The organism is Pseudomonas sp. MWU12-2319, from assembly GCF_023242525.1.
Taxonomy (GTDB): domain Bacteria; phylum Pseudomonadota; class Gammaproteobacteria; order Pseudomonadales; family Pseudomonadaceae; genus Aquipseudomonas; species Aquipseudomonas gingeri_D.
Window position 1 is genome coordinate 553,124 of sequence record NZ_JALJES010000001.1, and the last position, 15,912, is coordinate 569,035.

Genomic DNA, 15,912 nt, shown 5'->3' on the forward strand with positions numbered 1-15,912 from the left:
CTTACTCCCAAATCGAACTTCCAAGACTACGACGCAATGACCGCAACCTCTGTTGCAATGCATCCATCGACGGGGCCTGTTCAGCATAGCGCTGGGCCACGAAGCTCTGGACAAATGCATTGATATTTTCCGCCTGGCGTGGCAACTCCCGGGCCGCCCGCTCGCCAAACGCCTGTGGGCCCTCGCCCGGTTCGCGCACCAGCCCACGCCGACGCAGGAGCTTTTCAAAGGCGGCGAATACCCGTAGCGACGGATCGGAGGTATTGCGCCAGGGGCGCAGCAGCAACAGCGAGAGCAGCCCCAGGATCAGCACCAGACCGACCGGCAGGGCCCAGGCGGTGAGATCGCCGAACCAGCGCCCCAGCAGTTGCAATTGCTGGTCGCCCTGATAACCCAGGACCCAGCGCTGCCAACCGTAATTGAGATTATCCCAGCCCAGGCGCAGATTATTGAGCCAGGTCAGATGTGGGTAACGCAGTGGTGAGAGTGACGAGGCGCCGAGCATATCCTCGTCGGCCGCCAGGGCCTGCTCCAAGCCCTGATCGATACGCTGCGGAGCCACCGCATAGGTCGGATCGACGCTGCGCCAGCCCTGTCCGTCCTGCCAGTATTCAACCCAGGCGTGGGCATCGAACTGACGCACCGTGAGAAAATTGCCCCCCGGATTCAGCTCACCGCCCTGATAGCCGGCCACCATTCGCGCCGGAATTCCCGCCGCCCGCAACACGTAGACCATGGCCCCGGCATAATGCGCACAGAAGCCCTGGCGGCTGTCAAAGAGGAAAGCGTCGATACTGTCGGCGCCCAGGGTCGGCGGCTTGAGGGTGTAGTAATAGGGCTCGTCGTGAAAATGCTTGAGCAGCGCCGCCACCAGCGCCTGGGGTTGTGGATAAGTTTGCCGCAACTGTGTTGCCCACTGCCGGCTGCGCGGATCGCCCTGGGTCGGCAACTGCAAGGCCTGGCGCCGGGCCCGGTCACTGAGTTGCGGATCGCGTATCACCTGCGGCCAGGACTCGGCCCGATAGAGCAAGACCTGCTGCACCGGCCGCTGGCGTTGCACCCGATAGTCCGCCAGTTGGTGCACATCGACCTGATCGGTGCGGGCCACATCCAGTGCCGGCAACCAGGGTTTGCCGCTGGCCTGGAGAATGATGCTGTAGCGCCAGGACTCGCCAGCGGCCTGCCATTTCGGCGCCTGGCTGTAGTTCACCGATGGCGCCTGGCTCCAACGCCGGCCATCGAATTGCTCCAGGGTCAGCGCCCGCCAATACAGGTCGCGACGCGCCGGCATGGGGCCTTCGAAGCTGGCGCGAAAGGCCAGTTCCGCGGAACGCCCAAGCTCGGCCACATCCCCCGGCGACATGCTTTCGGACAACCCGCTCTGTGCCTTGTCGATGGCCAACGGCAATGACCAGAGCGGCGCGATACGGGGGAAAAACAGGAACAGCAGGAGCATCAACGGCAAGGCTTGCAGCAACAGGGTCATGGACAACCACAAGGTCTTCAGCGGCCGGGTCGTCGCGCCCTGCTGCAAACCGACCAGGGCCGCCAGCAGCGCCCCCACCGGCAGCAGGCTGTAGAACGCCCAGGGCAAGCTGTCCTCGAACAGATAGGCCACCGCGACACAGAACAGCCCGAGGAAAATCAGCACCAGGGCATCGCGGCGAGTGCGGGTTTCCACCAGCTTGAGGATAAACATCGCCACCAGCAGCACCGCCCCGGCGTCCAGTCCGATCAGGCTGCTGCGCGAGAGCCAGATACCGCCGATGGTGACCAGCAACAGAAGCAGTTCCATCAGGCGTCCGGGAAAACGCGCGCGCATGCGGTAGACCTGGACCCGCCAGACCGTGCAGCCGAGCCACAACCCGACCATCCACGGCGGCACATGGAACCAGAACGGCAGCATCACCAGGGTCTGGGCCACCAGCAACCAGACCAGGCTGGCGCGGGAAATCAGCGGCGCGGCGCTCATGGGCTTTTCCCGAACAGCGCGAGGGCCCGCAGGCAGGCCTCGCAGTGGGCCGCACCGGTATCGCTGTCCAGCATCTGGTCAGGCAGATGCAGGGAGAACATGGTCTCGCGACGGGACAACTCCAGCACCCAATAACACAGGCGTGACAGGCGCTGCTCGACATCCCCGCCCAGGGCCAGGAAGTCCAGGCACAGCTCACGACCGTCGAGCCGGGCGAATTCCTTGATCAGCAGGCCCTGGCCACGGGAGTAGGCTTTCCAGTGCAGGCGCCGCCAGGAGTCGCCGGGCTGATAGACCTTCAGGCCCTGGTAGTCATCGACACCCTGGCCGTGGGCGCGCATCCCCTCTTCGCGGTCATCGGCGAGCGCACTGGCCAGGGTCGGCAGCTCGCCTTCCAGGGGCTGTGGATAAACCAGCACCTTCTGTCCCAGGTCGAGCCGGCTCCAGGTCCGCAGGATCCCCAGCGGAAAACTGCTTTCGACACCGATGCGCGGCGCGTGCAGCCAGCCGCGCACCAGGGTCGGCCGGTTCAACTCCAGTTCGCAGAAACCCGCGGGCGGCACATCGACGCTGTGCACAGCCTGCGCCGACCAGCCCAGGCCAATGGACTGATGGGCTTTGCCGGCACTCTCCAGGCGCACGAGAAAACGCGCCTGCTCGCCGACAAACACCGCAGGCCCGGTCCCGGCACTGAGCACCAGCCCCTGCAGATTGCGCCAGGTATGCAGGATCGCCACCACGAACACCGACAGCAGCAGGAAGCACAGGGCGTAGGCCAGGCTGCTCTGGTAGTTGATGGCGACCATCAGGATCAGCGCCAGCAGCGCGGCAAATACCCCGCCGGCGCGATTGGGCATGATGAAGATCTGCCGCTGGGTCAGTTGAATCCGCGCCGAAGGCGGCAGGCGCCGCGCCAGCCAGGCCTGCCAGTACTCGCGCAGGCGCCGGATCAAAGCGCCGGCACCTCGCGCAGCAGCCACTGCACCAGGGCACCACCGCCCTGCCCGGTCGGATCGGCACGCTCGCGCAGGCGATGGCTGACCACCGAGGGCAGGACCGCCTGGACGTCTTCCGGCACCACATAGTCGCGCCCGGCCAACAGCGCCCAGGCACGGGCGGCGGCGAGGATCGCCAGGCTCGCGCGTGGTGACAGTCCCCAGGCGAATTGCGGCTGGTCGCGGGTCGCGCCAACAAGACGCAGCACATAGTCCACCAACGGATCGCTGGTGCGCACCTGCTTGACCTGCTGTTGCAGCGCCGACAATTCGGCATGGTTGAGGAGCGGTTGCAGTTTTGGCAACAGGTCGCGGCGCGACACGCCTTGCAGCAGGGCCTTTTCCGCGGCCCGGGCCGGATAGCCGAGGGATACCCGCATCAGGAAACGATCGAGTTGCGACTCCGGCAAGGCGAAGGTGCCGCCCTGGCTGCTGGGGTTTTGCGTGGCGATCACGAAGAACGGCGATGGCAAGGGCCGGGTGGCGCCTTCGATGGTCACCTGGCCTTCTTCCATGGCTTCGAGCAAGGCGCTCTGGCTCTTGGGCGTAGCCCGGTTGATTTCGTCGGCCAGCACCAGCTCGGCAAAGATCGGTCCCGGGTGGAACACGAACAGCCCGCTGTCCTTGTCGAACACCGAGGTGCCGAGGATATCGCTGGGCAACAGGTCGGAGGTGAACTGGATACGCTGGAAACTCAGGCCAAGGACCTTGGCCAGGGTGTGGCTGAGGGTGGTCTTGCCCATGCCGGGCAGGTCTTCGATCAGCAGATGACCGTTGGCCAGCAGGCAGGTCAGGGCCAGGCGAACCTGCGCATCCTTGCCCAACACTACCTGGTTCACGGCCTGCAGACAGGCTTCCAGTTTACTGCGCATAGGCAGACATCCGAACTTGGGAGAAGCCGAAGATACTACCGTGTTTCTACTGCAATGCAGGTTTGTGAAATAACGCTATTTTCCATAACAACACCGAACCTGCTTTCTGCAACAACACCCAACCTGTAGGAGCCTGGCTTGCCAGCGAAGCTTTTGGCCGCCTCACGGGCCTCTTCGCGGGCAAGCCCTGCTCCTACGGGGATTGTGTTCGGCCTTGACTGACGGGCATTGGGCATGCCATGCGTCTATAAGGGAGCGCGCTAATGGGCTCAACGTCCGGCGCGGGACTCACGGATGTAGAAACGCGCTTTCTCGGCCTTGTTGGTACAGCCCTCATAGGCTTCGAACTGCTGCTGGGTCTTGGCCCCGGTCAGCAGCGACAGCGCCTTGGAGTAGCTCACGGTCCCGGCAAAACCTTCGGCCTTGGCCAGGTCCAGCTCGTGCCAGGCGGCATCCAGTTCGGTACCACAGCTGTCCCGGTAGGCAGTTTTGCCAGCACAACCGGCCAACGCCAACGCAATCAATGGCACACAGATCCAGGCTTTCATCGATGACACCTCAGGAGAAAATAAACACTTGTGCAGGTTATGACGGCACGCCAGGCAAAAAGTGCCTTGGTCTTTCACTCAAGCTTAGCCAATCAAGATGACGATGGGTGCAGTCGAGACAATTCAACGGCAAAGAACAGCCGATGCCACGATTGTACCCGCCTCGCCGGAGGTGCATTGTTAACAACCGCTTGTTCAAGGACTGACTCATGAAAAAACGTGTTGCGCTGGTGCTGGGCTCGGGTGGGGCCCGGGGTTATGCCCATATCGGGGTGATCGAGGAAATCGAAAGACGCGGTTATGACATCGCCTGTATCGCCGGTTGCTCCATGGGCGCGGTGGTCGGCGGCATCTATGCGGCCGGCAAACTCGACGACTACCGCCGCTGGATCGAGAGCCTGGACTATCTGGATGTGCTGCGCCTGGTGGACGTGAGTTTTCGCCTGGGCGCCATTCGCGGCGAAAAGGTCTTCGGGCAGATCCGCAAGATCGTCGGCGAGGTCAATATCGAGGACCTGCGTATTCCCTACACCGCTGTCGCCACCGACCTGACCAACCAGCAGGAAATCTGGTTCCAGGAAGGTTGCCTGCACCAGGCGATGCGCGCCTCGGCGGCGATTCCCAGCCTGTTCACCCCGGTGATGCAAGGCAACCGCATGCTGGTGGACGGCGGCATTCTCAATCCCTTGCCGATCGTTCCGGTGGTCTCCAGCCACTGCGACCTGATCATCGCCGTCAACCTCAACGCCACCAACCAGAAGCAGTACCAGCTACCGGTGATCCAACGACCGCCGGCGTTCAAGAGCCGCTTCAACAACCTGCTCAGTTCCATGGGCTCGCGCCTGCCGTTCCGCCGTAAACAGGCCGAGGAGCTATTGCGCCTGGAACAACAGACCCTCGCCAGCGAGGCTGCCCAGGTCGGCAATCCCTGGCTCGATGGCCAGGAACCCCAGGCCCGGCAACCGGCTGCCGCACCGCAAAACGACGGCGCGCCGAAGTCCGCCACCGGCTCGTTCATCATCGACAACGTCGGCCCGGCCTCGCTGCTGGACCTGATCAACCAGAGTTTCGAGGTGATGCAGACCTCGCTGGCGCAGTACAAGATCGCCGGCTACCCGCCGGATATCCTGATCAACGTGCCCAAGCGGGTGTGCCGCTTCTTCGAGTTCTACAAGGCCCCGGAGCTGATCGCCCTGGGACGCTTGATTGCCAGCGATACGCTGGACCGCTATGAGGAAGAAGGGCGCCAGGGCTAGTTATCGAGCAACCGGTAACCGACCCCCGCCTCGGTCACGATAAACCGTGGCGCGGTCGGGTCATCCACCAGCTTCTGGCGCAGATGCCCGACCACGATCCGCAGGTAGTGACTATCTTCGGTATGGGTCGGCCCCCAGATATCCTTGAGCAACTGCTGCTGGGTGATCACCCGCCCGGGGTGCCGCGCCAGTTGCGCCAGCACCGCGTACTCCTTGCGGGTCAGCGCCACTTCCGCGCCATCGAGCAACACCCGCCGGTAGGCCAGGTCGATGGTCAGCGGACCAAAGGTCAGCGCCGCCTCCTGGGCCTCGCCACTGGGCGCCTGGCGCAACAAGGCGCGAATCCGCGCGAGAAACTCCTGGATACCGAACGGCTTGGTCACGTAGTCGTTGGCCCCGCCATCCAGCGCCTCGACCTTCTGCCCCTCGCCGGCCCGCACCGAGAGCACCAGCACCGGCGCCGTGGACCATTCGCGAAACTCACGCAGCACCTGCTGGCCGTCCATGTCCGGCAAGCCGAGGTCGAGCACCAGCAGGTCCGGCTTGTTCAGGGCGGCATGGGCCAGGCCCTCGGCGCCGGTACCGGCCTCCAGCACCTTGTAGCCCTGGGACACCAGGCTGATGCGCAGGAACTTGCGGATCTGCGGTTCGTCGTCGATGACCAGGATGGTCGCGGTCTGGGTCATGGTCTTAACATCATGGCAATCGGTGGCCAAAGCATATCAGGCTTCACTTTCAATGCCCGGTTGCTCCTGCAAAGGGAGGAACAGGGTGATACAGGTGCCATGGCCGTCAATGCCATCATCCACGGCAATATGTCCGCCGTGTGCGCCGACCATCCCCTGGCAGATCGCCAGGCCCAGGCCCGTACCCTGCCCGCCGCGATCGCCACGGGCGGCGGTGTAGAACATGTCGAAAATCTTGTGCCGCTCATCTTGCGGAATCCCCGGTCCTTCGTCACTGACGGAAAAAAACAGCTCCTTGTCGGTGGTGCCGGCACGCAGTTGCAGGCGCCCCTGGGGCGGTGAAAAGCGCGCGGCGTTTTCCATCACGTTGATCAGCGCCTGTTCGATCAGCGCCGCGTGCACATAGAGTAGCGGCAAATCCGCCGGCAACTCGGTACTGACCTGCAACGGCGCCAACACCGCCCGCAGCCGGTTCAGCGCGCTGCCGATGATATCCGCCGGTGCGACCCAGTCGCGGGCCAGCTTCAGCGCCCCGTGGCCGAGCCGGGTCATGTCCAGCAGGTTCTGGATATAACGGTCCAGGCGCTCGGCTTCGTCGCGGGTGCCTTCCAGCAGTTCCCGGCGATCTTCCAGGGGAATCGCCTCGCCCAGCGCCAACAGGCTGTCGATGCTGCCGCGCATGGACGTCAGCGGGGTACGCAAGTCATGGGACACCGAGGCGAGCAAGGCACTGCGCAGTTGTTCGGTTTCGCCGTGCAGGCGAGCGGCCTCGAGGTCATCGGCCAACTGCGCCCGGGCCAGGGCCTGGGCCAGCGGCTGGCTGAGGGCGGTCAACAGACGGCGACGCTGCCCGCTCAGGGTCTGTCCCTCTTTGGGGGAGACACCCAACAGGGCCAGTGGCCCCTCTTCCGCCGACAACGGCCACCACCACCAACGCCCGAACGGCAAGGTGCCGGTGCCCATGCCCGCTGGCTGGTCGTGCTGCCAGGCCCAATCGGCGGCGGCCCGCTCGGACTCGGAGAAGGTCTGCGGGCCACCGGTCTCGACTTTCCAGCCGCCCTGGCCATCGCGGTTGAGCAGACAGATTTGCAGCTCTTCCCAGCCACTGAGGTGCTGTGAAGCGGCACTGATGACTGCCTGGCGATCAGTGGCCGCGGTCAGCTTGCGCGACAGGTCGAGCAGTTCGCTGGTTTCTTCCTGGGTATCGCGCAGGGCCTCCAGTTGCCGCCGCTGACGCGCCGCGAGGTTACCGGTGAGCGCTGCCATCAAGAGGAAAAACAGCAGCGTCAGCACATCCTCCTCACGCTGGATGGCGAAGGAGAATTTCGGCGGGATAAACAGGAAGTCGTAACTCAGGAACGACAACACCGCACAGGCCAGCGACGGCCCCAGGCTGCTGCGCACCGCCACCAGCAACACGGCGGCGAGGAACACCAGGGAAATATTCGGCAATGGCAGCACACTGGCCACGCCCCAGGCCAGGGCGGTGGCCAGGATCGTCGCCAGCAGTGCCATCGCGTAGTCGAACCAGACCACCGCTTGCCGATCGCGGGTACGTGTCACCTGTTGCTCTTCGTCACGGTCCAGCACGTTGATTTCCAGGCCGTGGGCACTGCGCAACAAACGCGCCGCCAGGCCTCCGCCAAACAGTCGGCGATGCCAACGTTGCCGTGACTGCCCCACCAGCACCAGGCTGGCGCGGCGTTCGGCGGCATGTTGAATCAGGGTCTTGGCCACTTCCCCGGCGCGCAGCAGCACCACTTCGCCGCCGAGACGCTCGGCCAGTTGCTGGGCACTTTGCAGGCGCAGGCGCGACTGCTCGTCGCGCACGCTGCCATTGTCCACATGCACCAGGCTCCAGGGCAGATGCCGGCGCTGGGCGACCCGACTGGCATGGCGCACCAGGCGCTCGGCCTGGGCATCGCCATCCACTCCCACCAGCAGGCGTCCGCGCAGGGCCGGCGCCGCCTGGCCGAGGGTCCGGTAACCGAGGGCCAGGTCGTTGTCGACCTGGGCCGCGGCCGTCTGCATGGCCAGTTCGCGCAAGGCGGTGAGGTTGGTCTGGGTAAAAAATGCATCGATGGCGGCGCGGGCCTGCTCCGGCACATAGACCTTGCCGTCGCGCAGGCGCTCCAGCAGTTCCCGGGGCGGCAGGTCGATCAGCAGCAGTTCGTCGGCCTCCTGCAGGACCCAGTCCGGCAAGGTTTCACGGACCTGTACACCGGTAATACCGCGCACCTGGTCATTGAGGCTTTCCAGGTGCTGGACGTTGACCGTGGTGAACACATCGATACCGGCGGCCAGCAACTCCTGGACATCCTGCCAGCGCTTGACGTGACGGCTGTTGGGGGCGTTGCTGTGGGCCAGTTCATCGACCAGCACCAGCTTGGGCTTGGCCTTGAGCAGGCCGTCGAGGTCCATTTCTTCAAGCAGGACCCCGCGATATTCGGAGCGCACCAGCGGCTGCTGCGGCAAACCGCTGAGCAGCGCCTCGGTTTCCGCACGGCCGTGGGTTTCCACCACCCCGGCGAGGAGCTTCACACCCTGGCGCAGTTGAGTGTGGGCGGCCTGCAACATGGCGTAGGTCTTGCCGACACCGGGCGAAGCGCCGAGGAAGACCTTGAGCCGGCCACGACCGTCGCGGGGCAGTTCTGCTAGGAGCGCGTCGGCGCGACCGGAATCACTCATGTCATCGGTTCTCACTTATAAAGCTGACACCTTGTGAGAGCCGGCTTGCCGGCGATGGCGACCAAAAGATCGACGCAGGCTCCAAAGGCCTCATCGGCGGCAAGCCGGCTCCCACAAAGGTGTTGGCGGCATTGGCCGCGTTACTTCGAAACTTCGGCCAGGGCCGCATTCAAGGCAAGCACATTGACCACCGGTGGGCCAATCAGCGGTTGCTCGATATGCATTTCAACCAGTCGCTCGACATCGGCCGTCGGCAGGTTGCGCGCCTGCGCTACCCGCGCCAGTTGATAGCGAATCGCTTCAGGTGGCAAGTGCGGATCGAGGCCGCTGGCCGAGGTGGTCAGCATCGACAGAGGCACCGGGCCCTGGCCGGGCACCGCCTGCTTGGTCGCATCGTCGAAGATCCGCGTGGCCAGGGCCGGGTTGCTCGGGCTCAGGTTGCTCGACGAGCTCGACACGGTGGCAAAGGCCCCCGCCGAAGGCCGCGGATGGAACCAGGTGTCACCGGTGAAATCCTGGGCAATCAGGCTCGAACCACGGACCTTGCCGTCGGCATCACGCACCAGGCTGCCATTGGCCTGCGCCGGGAAGACCACCTGGGCCACGCCGGTGACCACCAGGGGATAGGCGACACCGGTAATCAGGGTCATCAGGACCAACAGGCTCAAGGCCGGACGTACTACGCTGGACATGTTCAATTCCTCAAATTCAGGGGTACACAACCTGCAGGCGCCGGCTTGCCGGCCCCTGCAGAAAAACGCGTCACACCAGGTGCAGCGCCGTCAGCAGCATGTCGATGGCCTTGATCCCCACGAACGGCACCACGATCCCGCCCAGCCCGTAGATCAGCAGGTTGCGCCGCAACAGGTGGGCGGCACTCGCCGCCTGCACCCGCACGCCACGCAGGGCCAGCGGGATCAGCACGACGATGATCAGGGCGTTGAACACGATCGCCGAGAGGATCGCGCTCTGCGGGCTGGTCAGGTGCATGACGTTGAGCACGCCCAGCTGTGGATAAATCGAGGCGAACAGCGCCGGCAGGATGGCGAAGTACTTGGCCACGTCGTTGGCAATCGAGAAGGTGGTCAGCGCCCCTCGGGTGACCAGCAATTCCTTGCCGATCTGCACCACGTCCAGCAGCTTGGTCGGGTCGCTGTCGAGATCGACCATGTTCGCCGCTTCACGCGCCGCCTGGGTGCCATCGTTCATCGCCATGCCGACGTCGGCCTGGGCCAGTGCCGGGGCGTCGTTGGCACCGTCACCGCACATCGCCACCAGACGACCGTCGTTCTGCTCCAGGCGAATCCGCGCCAGTTTCTTCTCCGGAGTGGCTTCGGCCAGCACATCGTCAACCCCCGCCTCGGCCGCAATAGCGGCGGCGGTCAGGGGGTTGTCGCCGGTCACCATCACGGTGCGGATACCCAGCTTGCGCAATTCGGCGAAGCGATCACGAATGCCTGGTTTGACCACATCCTTCAGGTGAATGGCCCCCAGCAGACGACCATCGGCGCAGACCAGCAACGGCGTACCACCGCTCTGGGCGATCCGGTCGACTTCCCGGGACAAAACCGGTGACAGGTCGCTGCGTTTCTGGCCGACAAAGGCCAGCAGTGAATCCACCGCGCCCTTGCGATAGACCCGGCCCTGGTAGTCGACACCCGACAGCCGCGTTTCGGCGCTGAACGGCACGGCGGTCAGTTCGGCCGCGGTCGGTTCTTGCTGCGGATGCAGTTCACGCAGGTACTCGACAATCGACTTGCCTTCGGCGGTGTCGTCCGCCAGCGAAGCCAGCAAGGCGCCTTCAGCCAGCTCCTTGGCGCTGACGCCAGGGGTGGCGTAGACCGCCGTGCAGCGACGGTTACCGAAGGTGATGGTGCCGGTCTTGTCCAGCAACAGCACATGCACGTCACCCGCCGCTTCCACCGCGCGGCCGGATTTGGCGATCACATTCAAGCGCACCAGGCGATCCATCCCGGCGATACCGATGGCCGAGAGCAGGCCGCCGATAGTGGTCGGAATCAGGGTCACCAGCAATGCCACCAGGAACACCAGCGGCAGGCTGCCACCGGAGAAGTGGGCGAACGGCTGGAGGGTCACCACCACCAGCAGGAAGATCAGGGTCAAGCCGATCAGCAGGATATCCAGCGCCACTTCGTTGGGGGTCTTCTGGCGCTTGGCACCTTCCACCAACGCGATCATGCGGTCCAGGGTCGACTCACCGGGGTTGGCGGTGATGCGCACGATCAGCCAGTCGGACACCAGCCGGGTATTGCCGGTGACCGCCGAGCGATCGCCGCCGGACTCACGGATCACCGGTGCGGATTCACCGGTAATCGCCGCTTCGTTGACCGCGGCGATCCCTTCGATCACCTCGCCGTCGCCAGGGATCATTTCCCCGGCGGCCACCCGTACCACGTCACCTTTGCGCAGGTTGGCGGCGGGAACCGATTCGAAGCTGCCATTGGCCTTGCGGCGATGGGCCACCAGGCCTTCGCTGCCGGCCTTCAGGCTGTCGGCGCGGGCCTTGCCGCGCCCTTCGGCCAGGGCCTCGGCAAAGTTGGCGAACAACACGGTGAACCACAGCCAGAGGGCGATCTGGGCGGAGATAAAGATCGAAACAGTGCTGTCCGGCACAAAGCACAGGACAGTGGTCAGGATCGCCGTCAGTTCGACCACGAACATCACCGGTGCACGTTGCAACTGGCGCGGGTCGAGCTTGACAAAAGCCTGGACCAGGGCCGGACGCCACAGGGCGGACATCGCGGTCTTGGCTGGCTCGGCCGGTCTGGCTTGCGCCGTTTTTGCTGCGGGAAGAGGCATATTCATCATTATTTCCTCAGAAACCCATGCTCAGATGTTCGGCAATCGGGCCCAGCGCCAGCGTCGGCAGGAAGGTCAAGCCACCCACCAGCAGGATGGTCACCGTCAGCAACGTGACAAACAGCAGGCCATGGGTCGGAAAACTGTTCTGGCCAATCGGTGCGGTCTTCTTCATCGCCAGGCTGCCGGCCAGGGCCAGTACCGGGAAGATGTAACCGAAGCGACCGAGCAGCATGCTCAGGCTCATCATCAGGTTGTGGAACGCGGTGTTGGCACTGAAACCACCGAACGCCGAACCGTTATTCGCGGTGGCCGAGGTGTAGGCGTACAGCAGTTGACTGAAGCCATGGGGCCCCGGGTTGCTGACGGCCGCGGCCGGTCCAGGCAGGCTGGCAGCCAGCGCGCCGAGCACCAGGGTGCCCACTGGCATCACCAGCAAGGTCACCACCAGCAGTTGCACTTCCTTGGCCTGGAGTTTCTTGCCCAGGTATTCCGGAGTACGACCGATCATCAGGCCCGCGAGGAACACCGCGATCAGCACGTTCAGCAGCATGCCGTAGAGGCCCGCGCCGACGCCGCCGAAGATCACCTCGCCGACCATCATGTTGACCAGCGCCACCATCCCGCTCAGGGGGTTGAGGCTGTCATGCATGGCGTTGACCGAACCGTTCGAGGCGGCGGTGGTGGTCACCGCCCACACCACGCTGGCGGTAGTACCGAAGCGGGTTTCCTTGCCTTCCAACGGAGCGGTCTGCTCCACCAGCGGATTGTGCAACGCCGGGTTCGGCTGATATTCGGCATACAGCGACACCGCGCCGCCGATCAGCAGCAGGGCGAGCATGCAGCCCATGATGGCTCGGCTCTGGCGCAGGTCCTTGACGTAATGCCCGAAGGTGAACACCAGCGCCGCCGGAATCAGGATGATCGACACCAGTTCGATCAGGTCGCTCAGGGCGGTCGGGTTTTCGAACGGATGGGCCGAGTTGACGCCGAAGAAACCGCCGCCGTTGGTACCCAATTGCTTGATCGCGATCTGGCTGGCCGCCGGGCCCAGGGGAATGACCTGGTCGGCGCCCTGCAGGGTCACGGCATTGACGTAGTGGGCGAAGGTCTGCGGAACACCCTGCCAGACCAAGAACAGCGCCATGATCAGGCACATCGGCAGCAAGCCATAGAGAATGGCACGGGTCATGTCGACCCAGAAGTTGCCCAGGGTCGCCGTTGAACGTCGGCTGATGCCGCGGCACAGAGCGACCAGTACGGCCAGGCCGGTGGCGGCACTGGCAAAGTTCTGCACCGTGAGGCCGGCCATCTGGCTCAGGTAGCTCAGGGACGCTTCACCGCTGTAGTTCTGCCAGTTGGTGTTGGTCATGAAACTGATGGCGGTGTTGAACGACAGGGTCCACTCCAGACCCGGCAGATTCTGCGGGTTGAGCGGCAGGTACTGCTGGAACAGCAGGATCGCGAACAACACCAGGAAGCCCGCGAGGTTGAAGGCGAGCAAGGCCAGGGCATATTTCTGCCAGCTCTGCTCGCTGCTGGCATCGACCCCGGACAAGCGATAACAGGCCCGTTCCAGCGGCCCGAACACCGGCGTCAGCCAGGTCCGCTTACCTTCCATCACGTTGTAGTAGAACCGCCCCAATGCCGGTGCCGGCGCAAGCACCAGCACGAGAAACGCCAGGATCAGCAAATAGTCATAACTGTGCATACCTGCCGCTCCTAGTTCCGGTCCGCGCGCAACAGCGCAACCAGTAGATAAATGAACAGCGCCACAGCCAGCAGCAGTGACACCCCGTCCAGAATGCTCATGGAATTTCCCCTTGGTACGGCAACGGCCGTGTGTGGGGCTTATTGTCGTGAGGGAGGCCGTAAAGGAACGAGGGCGAGGCCGGGGGCGATGCGTAAAGAAGGCGTAAAGAGTGACTTTACGTAGGAGTTACACCCTAGAATCCGTAGGAGTTCCAGGGAGATGACCGATTTGACGCGGGCCGCTTGTATCAGTCTCGATACAAAACCGACAAGCGGCCAACATCCGCCCCCTGTAGCTTCGTGCATAGCTACACTTGAAAGGGATTCCGGCCTTCGGACCGGGTACCTATCCTGCAACAATTCGCGGCCCCTCTTTCGTGGTTGGCCGCTTACCGGTAGATAATCGCCCGCATGCAGAACACTCCCGCTCCTCTGGCTGATGTCAACAAACCGCTCTCACCGGGCGATGACAAGCGCTGGAATGTCCGCGCGCTGATCGTCGATGACGATATTCCCATCCGCGAACTGCTGATCGACTACCTGGCACGCTTCAGCATCCAGGCCACCGGTGTCACCGACGGCGCCGGCATGCGCCAGGCCTTGCAGCTTGAAACCTTCGACGTGGTGGTCCTCGACCTGATGCTTCCGGGTGAAGACGGCCTGTCGCTGTGCCGCTGGCTGCGCACCGAATCGGACATCCCGATCCTGATGCTCACCGCCCGTTGCGAACCCACCGACCGGATCATCGGCCTGGAACTGGGCGCCGACGATTACATGGCCAAGCCCTTCGAGCCCCGTGAGCTGGTGGCCCGGATCCAGACCATCCTGCGCCGGGTACGTGACGACCGCACCGAACAGCGGGCCAATATCCGCTTCGACAACTGGCGTTTGAACAGTGTGCTGCGCCAGCTGATCGCCGACGACGGACTGGTGGTGCCGCTGTCCAACGCCGAGTTCCGCCTGCTCTGGGTGTTTATCGAACGCCCGCGCCGGGTCCTCAGCCGCGAGCAGTTGCTCGATGCCGCCCGGGGTCGCTCCATCGAGGCCTTCGACCGCAGCATCGACCTGCTGGTCTCGCGTCTGCGGCAGAAACTCGGCGACGACCCGAAATCGCCGCAACTGATCAAGACCGTGCGCGGTGAAGGCTACCTGTTCGACGCAAAAGAGATCGGCTGATGCGCGCACGCCTCGACACGCTGTTCGGTCGCCTGTTCGGCGTGTCGCTGGTGGCGATCATCCTCGCCCATTTGCTGGGTTTTCTCTGGTTCCATCATTACGGTGGCGGGCCACCACCACCGCCACCTCCCGGCATGATGGAAAATTTCGACCCCGACCATCCGCCGCCCCACCGCCGCCCGCCCCGACCCTGGTTTGGCGGACCGCTGGTGCCGCTGACGCTGCAGATCATTTCCCTGGTGATTGTCGCCTGGTATGGCGCCAAGCTGCTATCGCGGCCGATCCAGCGCCTGAGCGACGCCGCCGAACGCCTCAGCGAAGACCTCAACAGCCCGCCGCTGGATGAGACCGGCCCCCGTGAAGCACGGCTGGCGGCCAACACCTTCAACCTGATGCAGCAGCGCATCCGCGAACAGGTGCAGCAACGCGGACGCATGCTTGGCGCGGTCTCCCACGACCTGCGCACGCCGTTGTCACGCCTCAAGCTGCGGCTCGAACAGGTCGACAACATGAAACTCCAGGGTCAGATGCGCCAGGACCTGGACGACATGATCGGCATGCTCGATGCCACCCTCAGTTACCTGCATGAGCAGCGCACCAGCGAAGCCATGCAATGGATGGACGTCCAGGCGCTGGTCGAATCCCTCTGCGAAAACGCCCAGGACCAGGGCTCGCAGGTCCAGGCCAGCGGCCACTGCGCGCCGTTGCTGGTGCAGCCCATGGCATTGCGTTCGTGCCTGAACAACCTGCTGGACAATGCCCTGCGTTATGCCGGCGACGCCCTGATCACCCTGGAAGACAGCCGTCGGCAATTGCTGATCCGGGTGATCGACCATGGTCCGGGGATTGCCGCGGAAAAACGCGAGGCCGTGTTCGAACCCTTCTATCGCCTGGAAGGTTCGCGCAACCGCAATTCCGGCGGCGTCGGCCTGGGCATGACTATCGCCCGGGAAGCGGCCCAGCGCCTGGGCGGCGAGCTGACCCTGGAGGAAACCCCGGGCGGCGGCCTGACCGCCGTGGTCCGTCTGCCCCGGGCCTGAGCCCTCTGTGTAACGACTGGTACAAAGCCCACACACCCTCGACACCTGAGCCTTGGAGTCTGCACAAGCCGATGCACTGTCATTGGCTTTGCCAACACTTAGGGAGT

13 protein-coding genes are annotated in these 15,912 nt (G+C 64.1%); 3 read left to right on the forward strand and 10 right to left on the reverse strand.

Annotated elements, in window-relative coordinates:
• Position 1: 1 nt before the first annotated feature.
• From M5C01_RS02345 to M5C01_RS02360, 4 genes are all read right to left on the reverse strand, one after another.
• Positions 2–1,972, reverse strand: coding sequence for a DUF3488 and transglutaminase-like domain-containing protein (locus tag M5C01_RS02345; RefSeq protein WP_152737168.1), 1,971 nt, complete (start codon positions 1,970–1,972; stop codon positions 2–4).
• Positions 1,969–2,952, reverse strand: a complete 984-nt coding sequence (locus M5C01_RS02350; RefSeq protein ID WP_177100363.1) for a DUF58 domain-containing protein — start codon at positions 2,950–2,952, stop codon at positions 1,969–1,971. The genes M5C01_RS02345 and M5C01_RS02350 overlap by 4 nt, the downstream gene beginning before the upstream one ends.
• A complete protein-coding gene (locus M5C01_RS02355) occupies positions 2,922–3,839 on the reverse strand; it encodes a MoxR family ATPase (protein ID WP_103498623.1) in 918 nt (305 codons plus the stop codon). The genes M5C01_RS02350 and M5C01_RS02355 overlap by 31 nt, the downstream gene beginning before the upstream one ends.
• 269 nt (positions 3,840–4,108) lie before the next feature.
• Positions 4,109–4,387 carry a hypothetical protein gene (locus M5C01_RS02360; RefSeq protein WP_100940841.1) on the reverse strand — a complete coding sequence of 93 codons (279 nt, stop codon included), beginning with the start codon at positions 4,385–4,387 and terminating at the stop codon, positions 4,109–4,111.
• Positions 4,388–4,596: 209 nt separating this feature from the next.
• Between M5C01_RS02360 and M5C01_RS02365 the strand changes: the two genes are divergently transcribed.
• Entirely contained in the window at positions 4,597–5,643 is a 1,047-nt protein-coding gene (locus M5C01_RS02365) for a patatin-like phospholipase family protein (RefSeq protein ID WP_103498621.1), read from the forward strand.
• Here the strand turns inward: M5C01_RS02365 and M5C01_RS02370 are convergent.
• From M5C01_RS02370 to kdpF, 6 genes are all read right to left on the reverse strand, one after another.
• On the reverse strand, positions 5,640–6,329 hold the full coding sequence (locus tag M5C01_RS02370) for a response regulator (RefSeq protein WP_103498620.1): 690 nt from the start codon (positions 6,327–6,329) through the stop codon (positions 5,640–5,642). The two genes, M5C01_RS02365 and M5C01_RS02370, sit on opposite strands and share 4 nt — an antisense overlap.
• Positions 6,330–6,365: 36 nt before the next feature.
• Positions 6,366–9,017, reverse strand: a complete 2,652-nt coding sequence (locus M5C01_RS02375) for a sensor histidine kinase KdpD (protein ID WP_152737170.1) — start codon at positions 9,015–9,017, stop codon at positions 6,366–6,368.
• A gap of 140 nt (positions 9,018–9,157) precedes the next feature.
• The gene (kdpC, locus tag M5C01_RS02380; protein ID WP_103498618.1) at positions 9,158–9,709 is read right to left on the reverse strand and encodes a potassium-transporting ATPase subunit KdpC; all 552 of its coding nucleotides are present in this window, start codon (positions 9,707–9,709) and stop codon (positions 9,158–9,160) included.
• A gap of 70 nt (positions 9,710–9,779) precedes the next feature.
• Complete coding sequence (kdpB, locus tag M5C01_RS02385; protein WP_103498617.1) at positions 9,780–11,843, reverse strand: potassium-transporting ATPase subunit KdpB; 2,064 nt, start codon at positions 11,841–11,843, stop codon at positions 9,780–9,782.
• Positions 11,844–11,853: 10 nt separating this feature from the next.
• Positions 11,854–13,548: a potassium-transporting ATPase subunit KdpA gene (gene kdpA / locus M5C01_RS02390; protein ID WP_152737171.1), complete on the reverse strand. Its 1,695-nt coding sequence runs from the start codon at positions 13,546–13,548 to the stop codon at positions 11,854–11,856.
• Between the two features lie 11 nt (positions 13,549–13,559).
• Entirely contained in the window at positions 13,560–13,649 is a 90-nt protein-coding gene (gene kdpF / locus M5C01_RS02395; RefSeq protein WP_017128001.1) for a K(+)-transporting ATPase subunit F, read from the reverse strand.
• Between the two features lie 351 nt (positions 13,650–14,000).
• Between kdpF and M5C01_RS02400 the strand changes: the two genes are divergently transcribed.
• On the forward strand, positions 14,001–14,765 hold the full coding sequence (locus tag M5C01_RS02400; RefSeq protein WP_152737172.1) for a response regulator: 765 nt from the start codon (positions 14,001–14,003) through the stop codon (positions 14,763–14,765).
• Entirely contained in the window at positions 14,765–15,805 is a 1,041-nt protein-coding gene (locus M5C01_RS02405; protein WP_103498614.1) for an ATP-binding protein, read from the forward strand. The genes M5C01_RS02400 and M5C01_RS02405 overlap by 1 nt, the downstream gene beginning before the upstream one ends.
• Positions 15,806–15,912: the final 107 nt, after the last annotated feature.

Coding starts and splice junctions, on each gene's coding strand:
- M5C01_RS02360 (WP_100940841.1), bottom strand. CDS start 4,387: ATGAAAGCCTGGATCTGTGTGCCATTGATTGCGTTGGCGTTGGCCGGT.
- M5C01_RS02400 (WP_152737172.1), top strand. CDS start 14,001: ATGCAGAACACTCCCGCTCCTCTGGCTGATGTCAACAAACCGCTCTCA.
- M5C01_RS02375 (WP_152737170.1), bottom strand. CDS start 9,017: ATGAGTGATTCCGGTCGCGCCGACGCGCTCCTAGCAGAACTGCCCCGC.
- kdpF (WP_017128001.1), bottom strand. CDS start 13,649: ATGAGCATTCTGGACGGGGTGTCACTGCTGCTGGCTGTGGCGCTGTTC.
- M5C01_RS02365 (WP_103498621.1), top strand. CDS start 4,597: ATGAAAAAACGTGTTGCGCTGGTGCTGGGCTCGGGTGGGGCCCGGGGT.
- M5C01_RS02370 (WP_103498620.1), bottom strand. CDS start 6,329: ATGACCCAGACCGCGACCATCCTGGTCATCGACGACGAACCGCAGATC.
- kdpC (WP_103498618.1), bottom strand. CDS start 9,709: ATGTCCAGCGTAGTACGTCCGGCCTTGAGCCTGTTGGTCCTGATGACC.
- M5C01_RS02355 (WP_103498623.1), bottom strand. CDS start 3,839: ATGCGCAGTAAACTGGAAGCCTGTCTGCAGGCCGTGAACCAGGTAGTG.
- kdpA (WP_152737171.1), bottom strand. CDS start 13,548: ATGCACAGTTATGACTATTTGCTGATCCTGGCGTTTCTCGTGCTGGTG.
- M5C01_RS02405 (WP_103498614.1), top strand. CDS start 14,765: ATGCGCGCACGCCTCGACACGCTGTTCGGTCGCCTGTTCGGCGTGTCG.
- kdpB (WP_103498617.1), bottom strand. CDS start 11,843: ATGAATATGCCTCTTCCCGCAGCAAAAACGGCGCAAGCCAGACCGGCC.
- M5C01_RS02345 (WP_152737168.1), bottom strand. CDS start 1,972: ATGAGCGCCGCGCCGCTGATTTCCCGCGCCAGCCTGGTCTGGTTGCTG.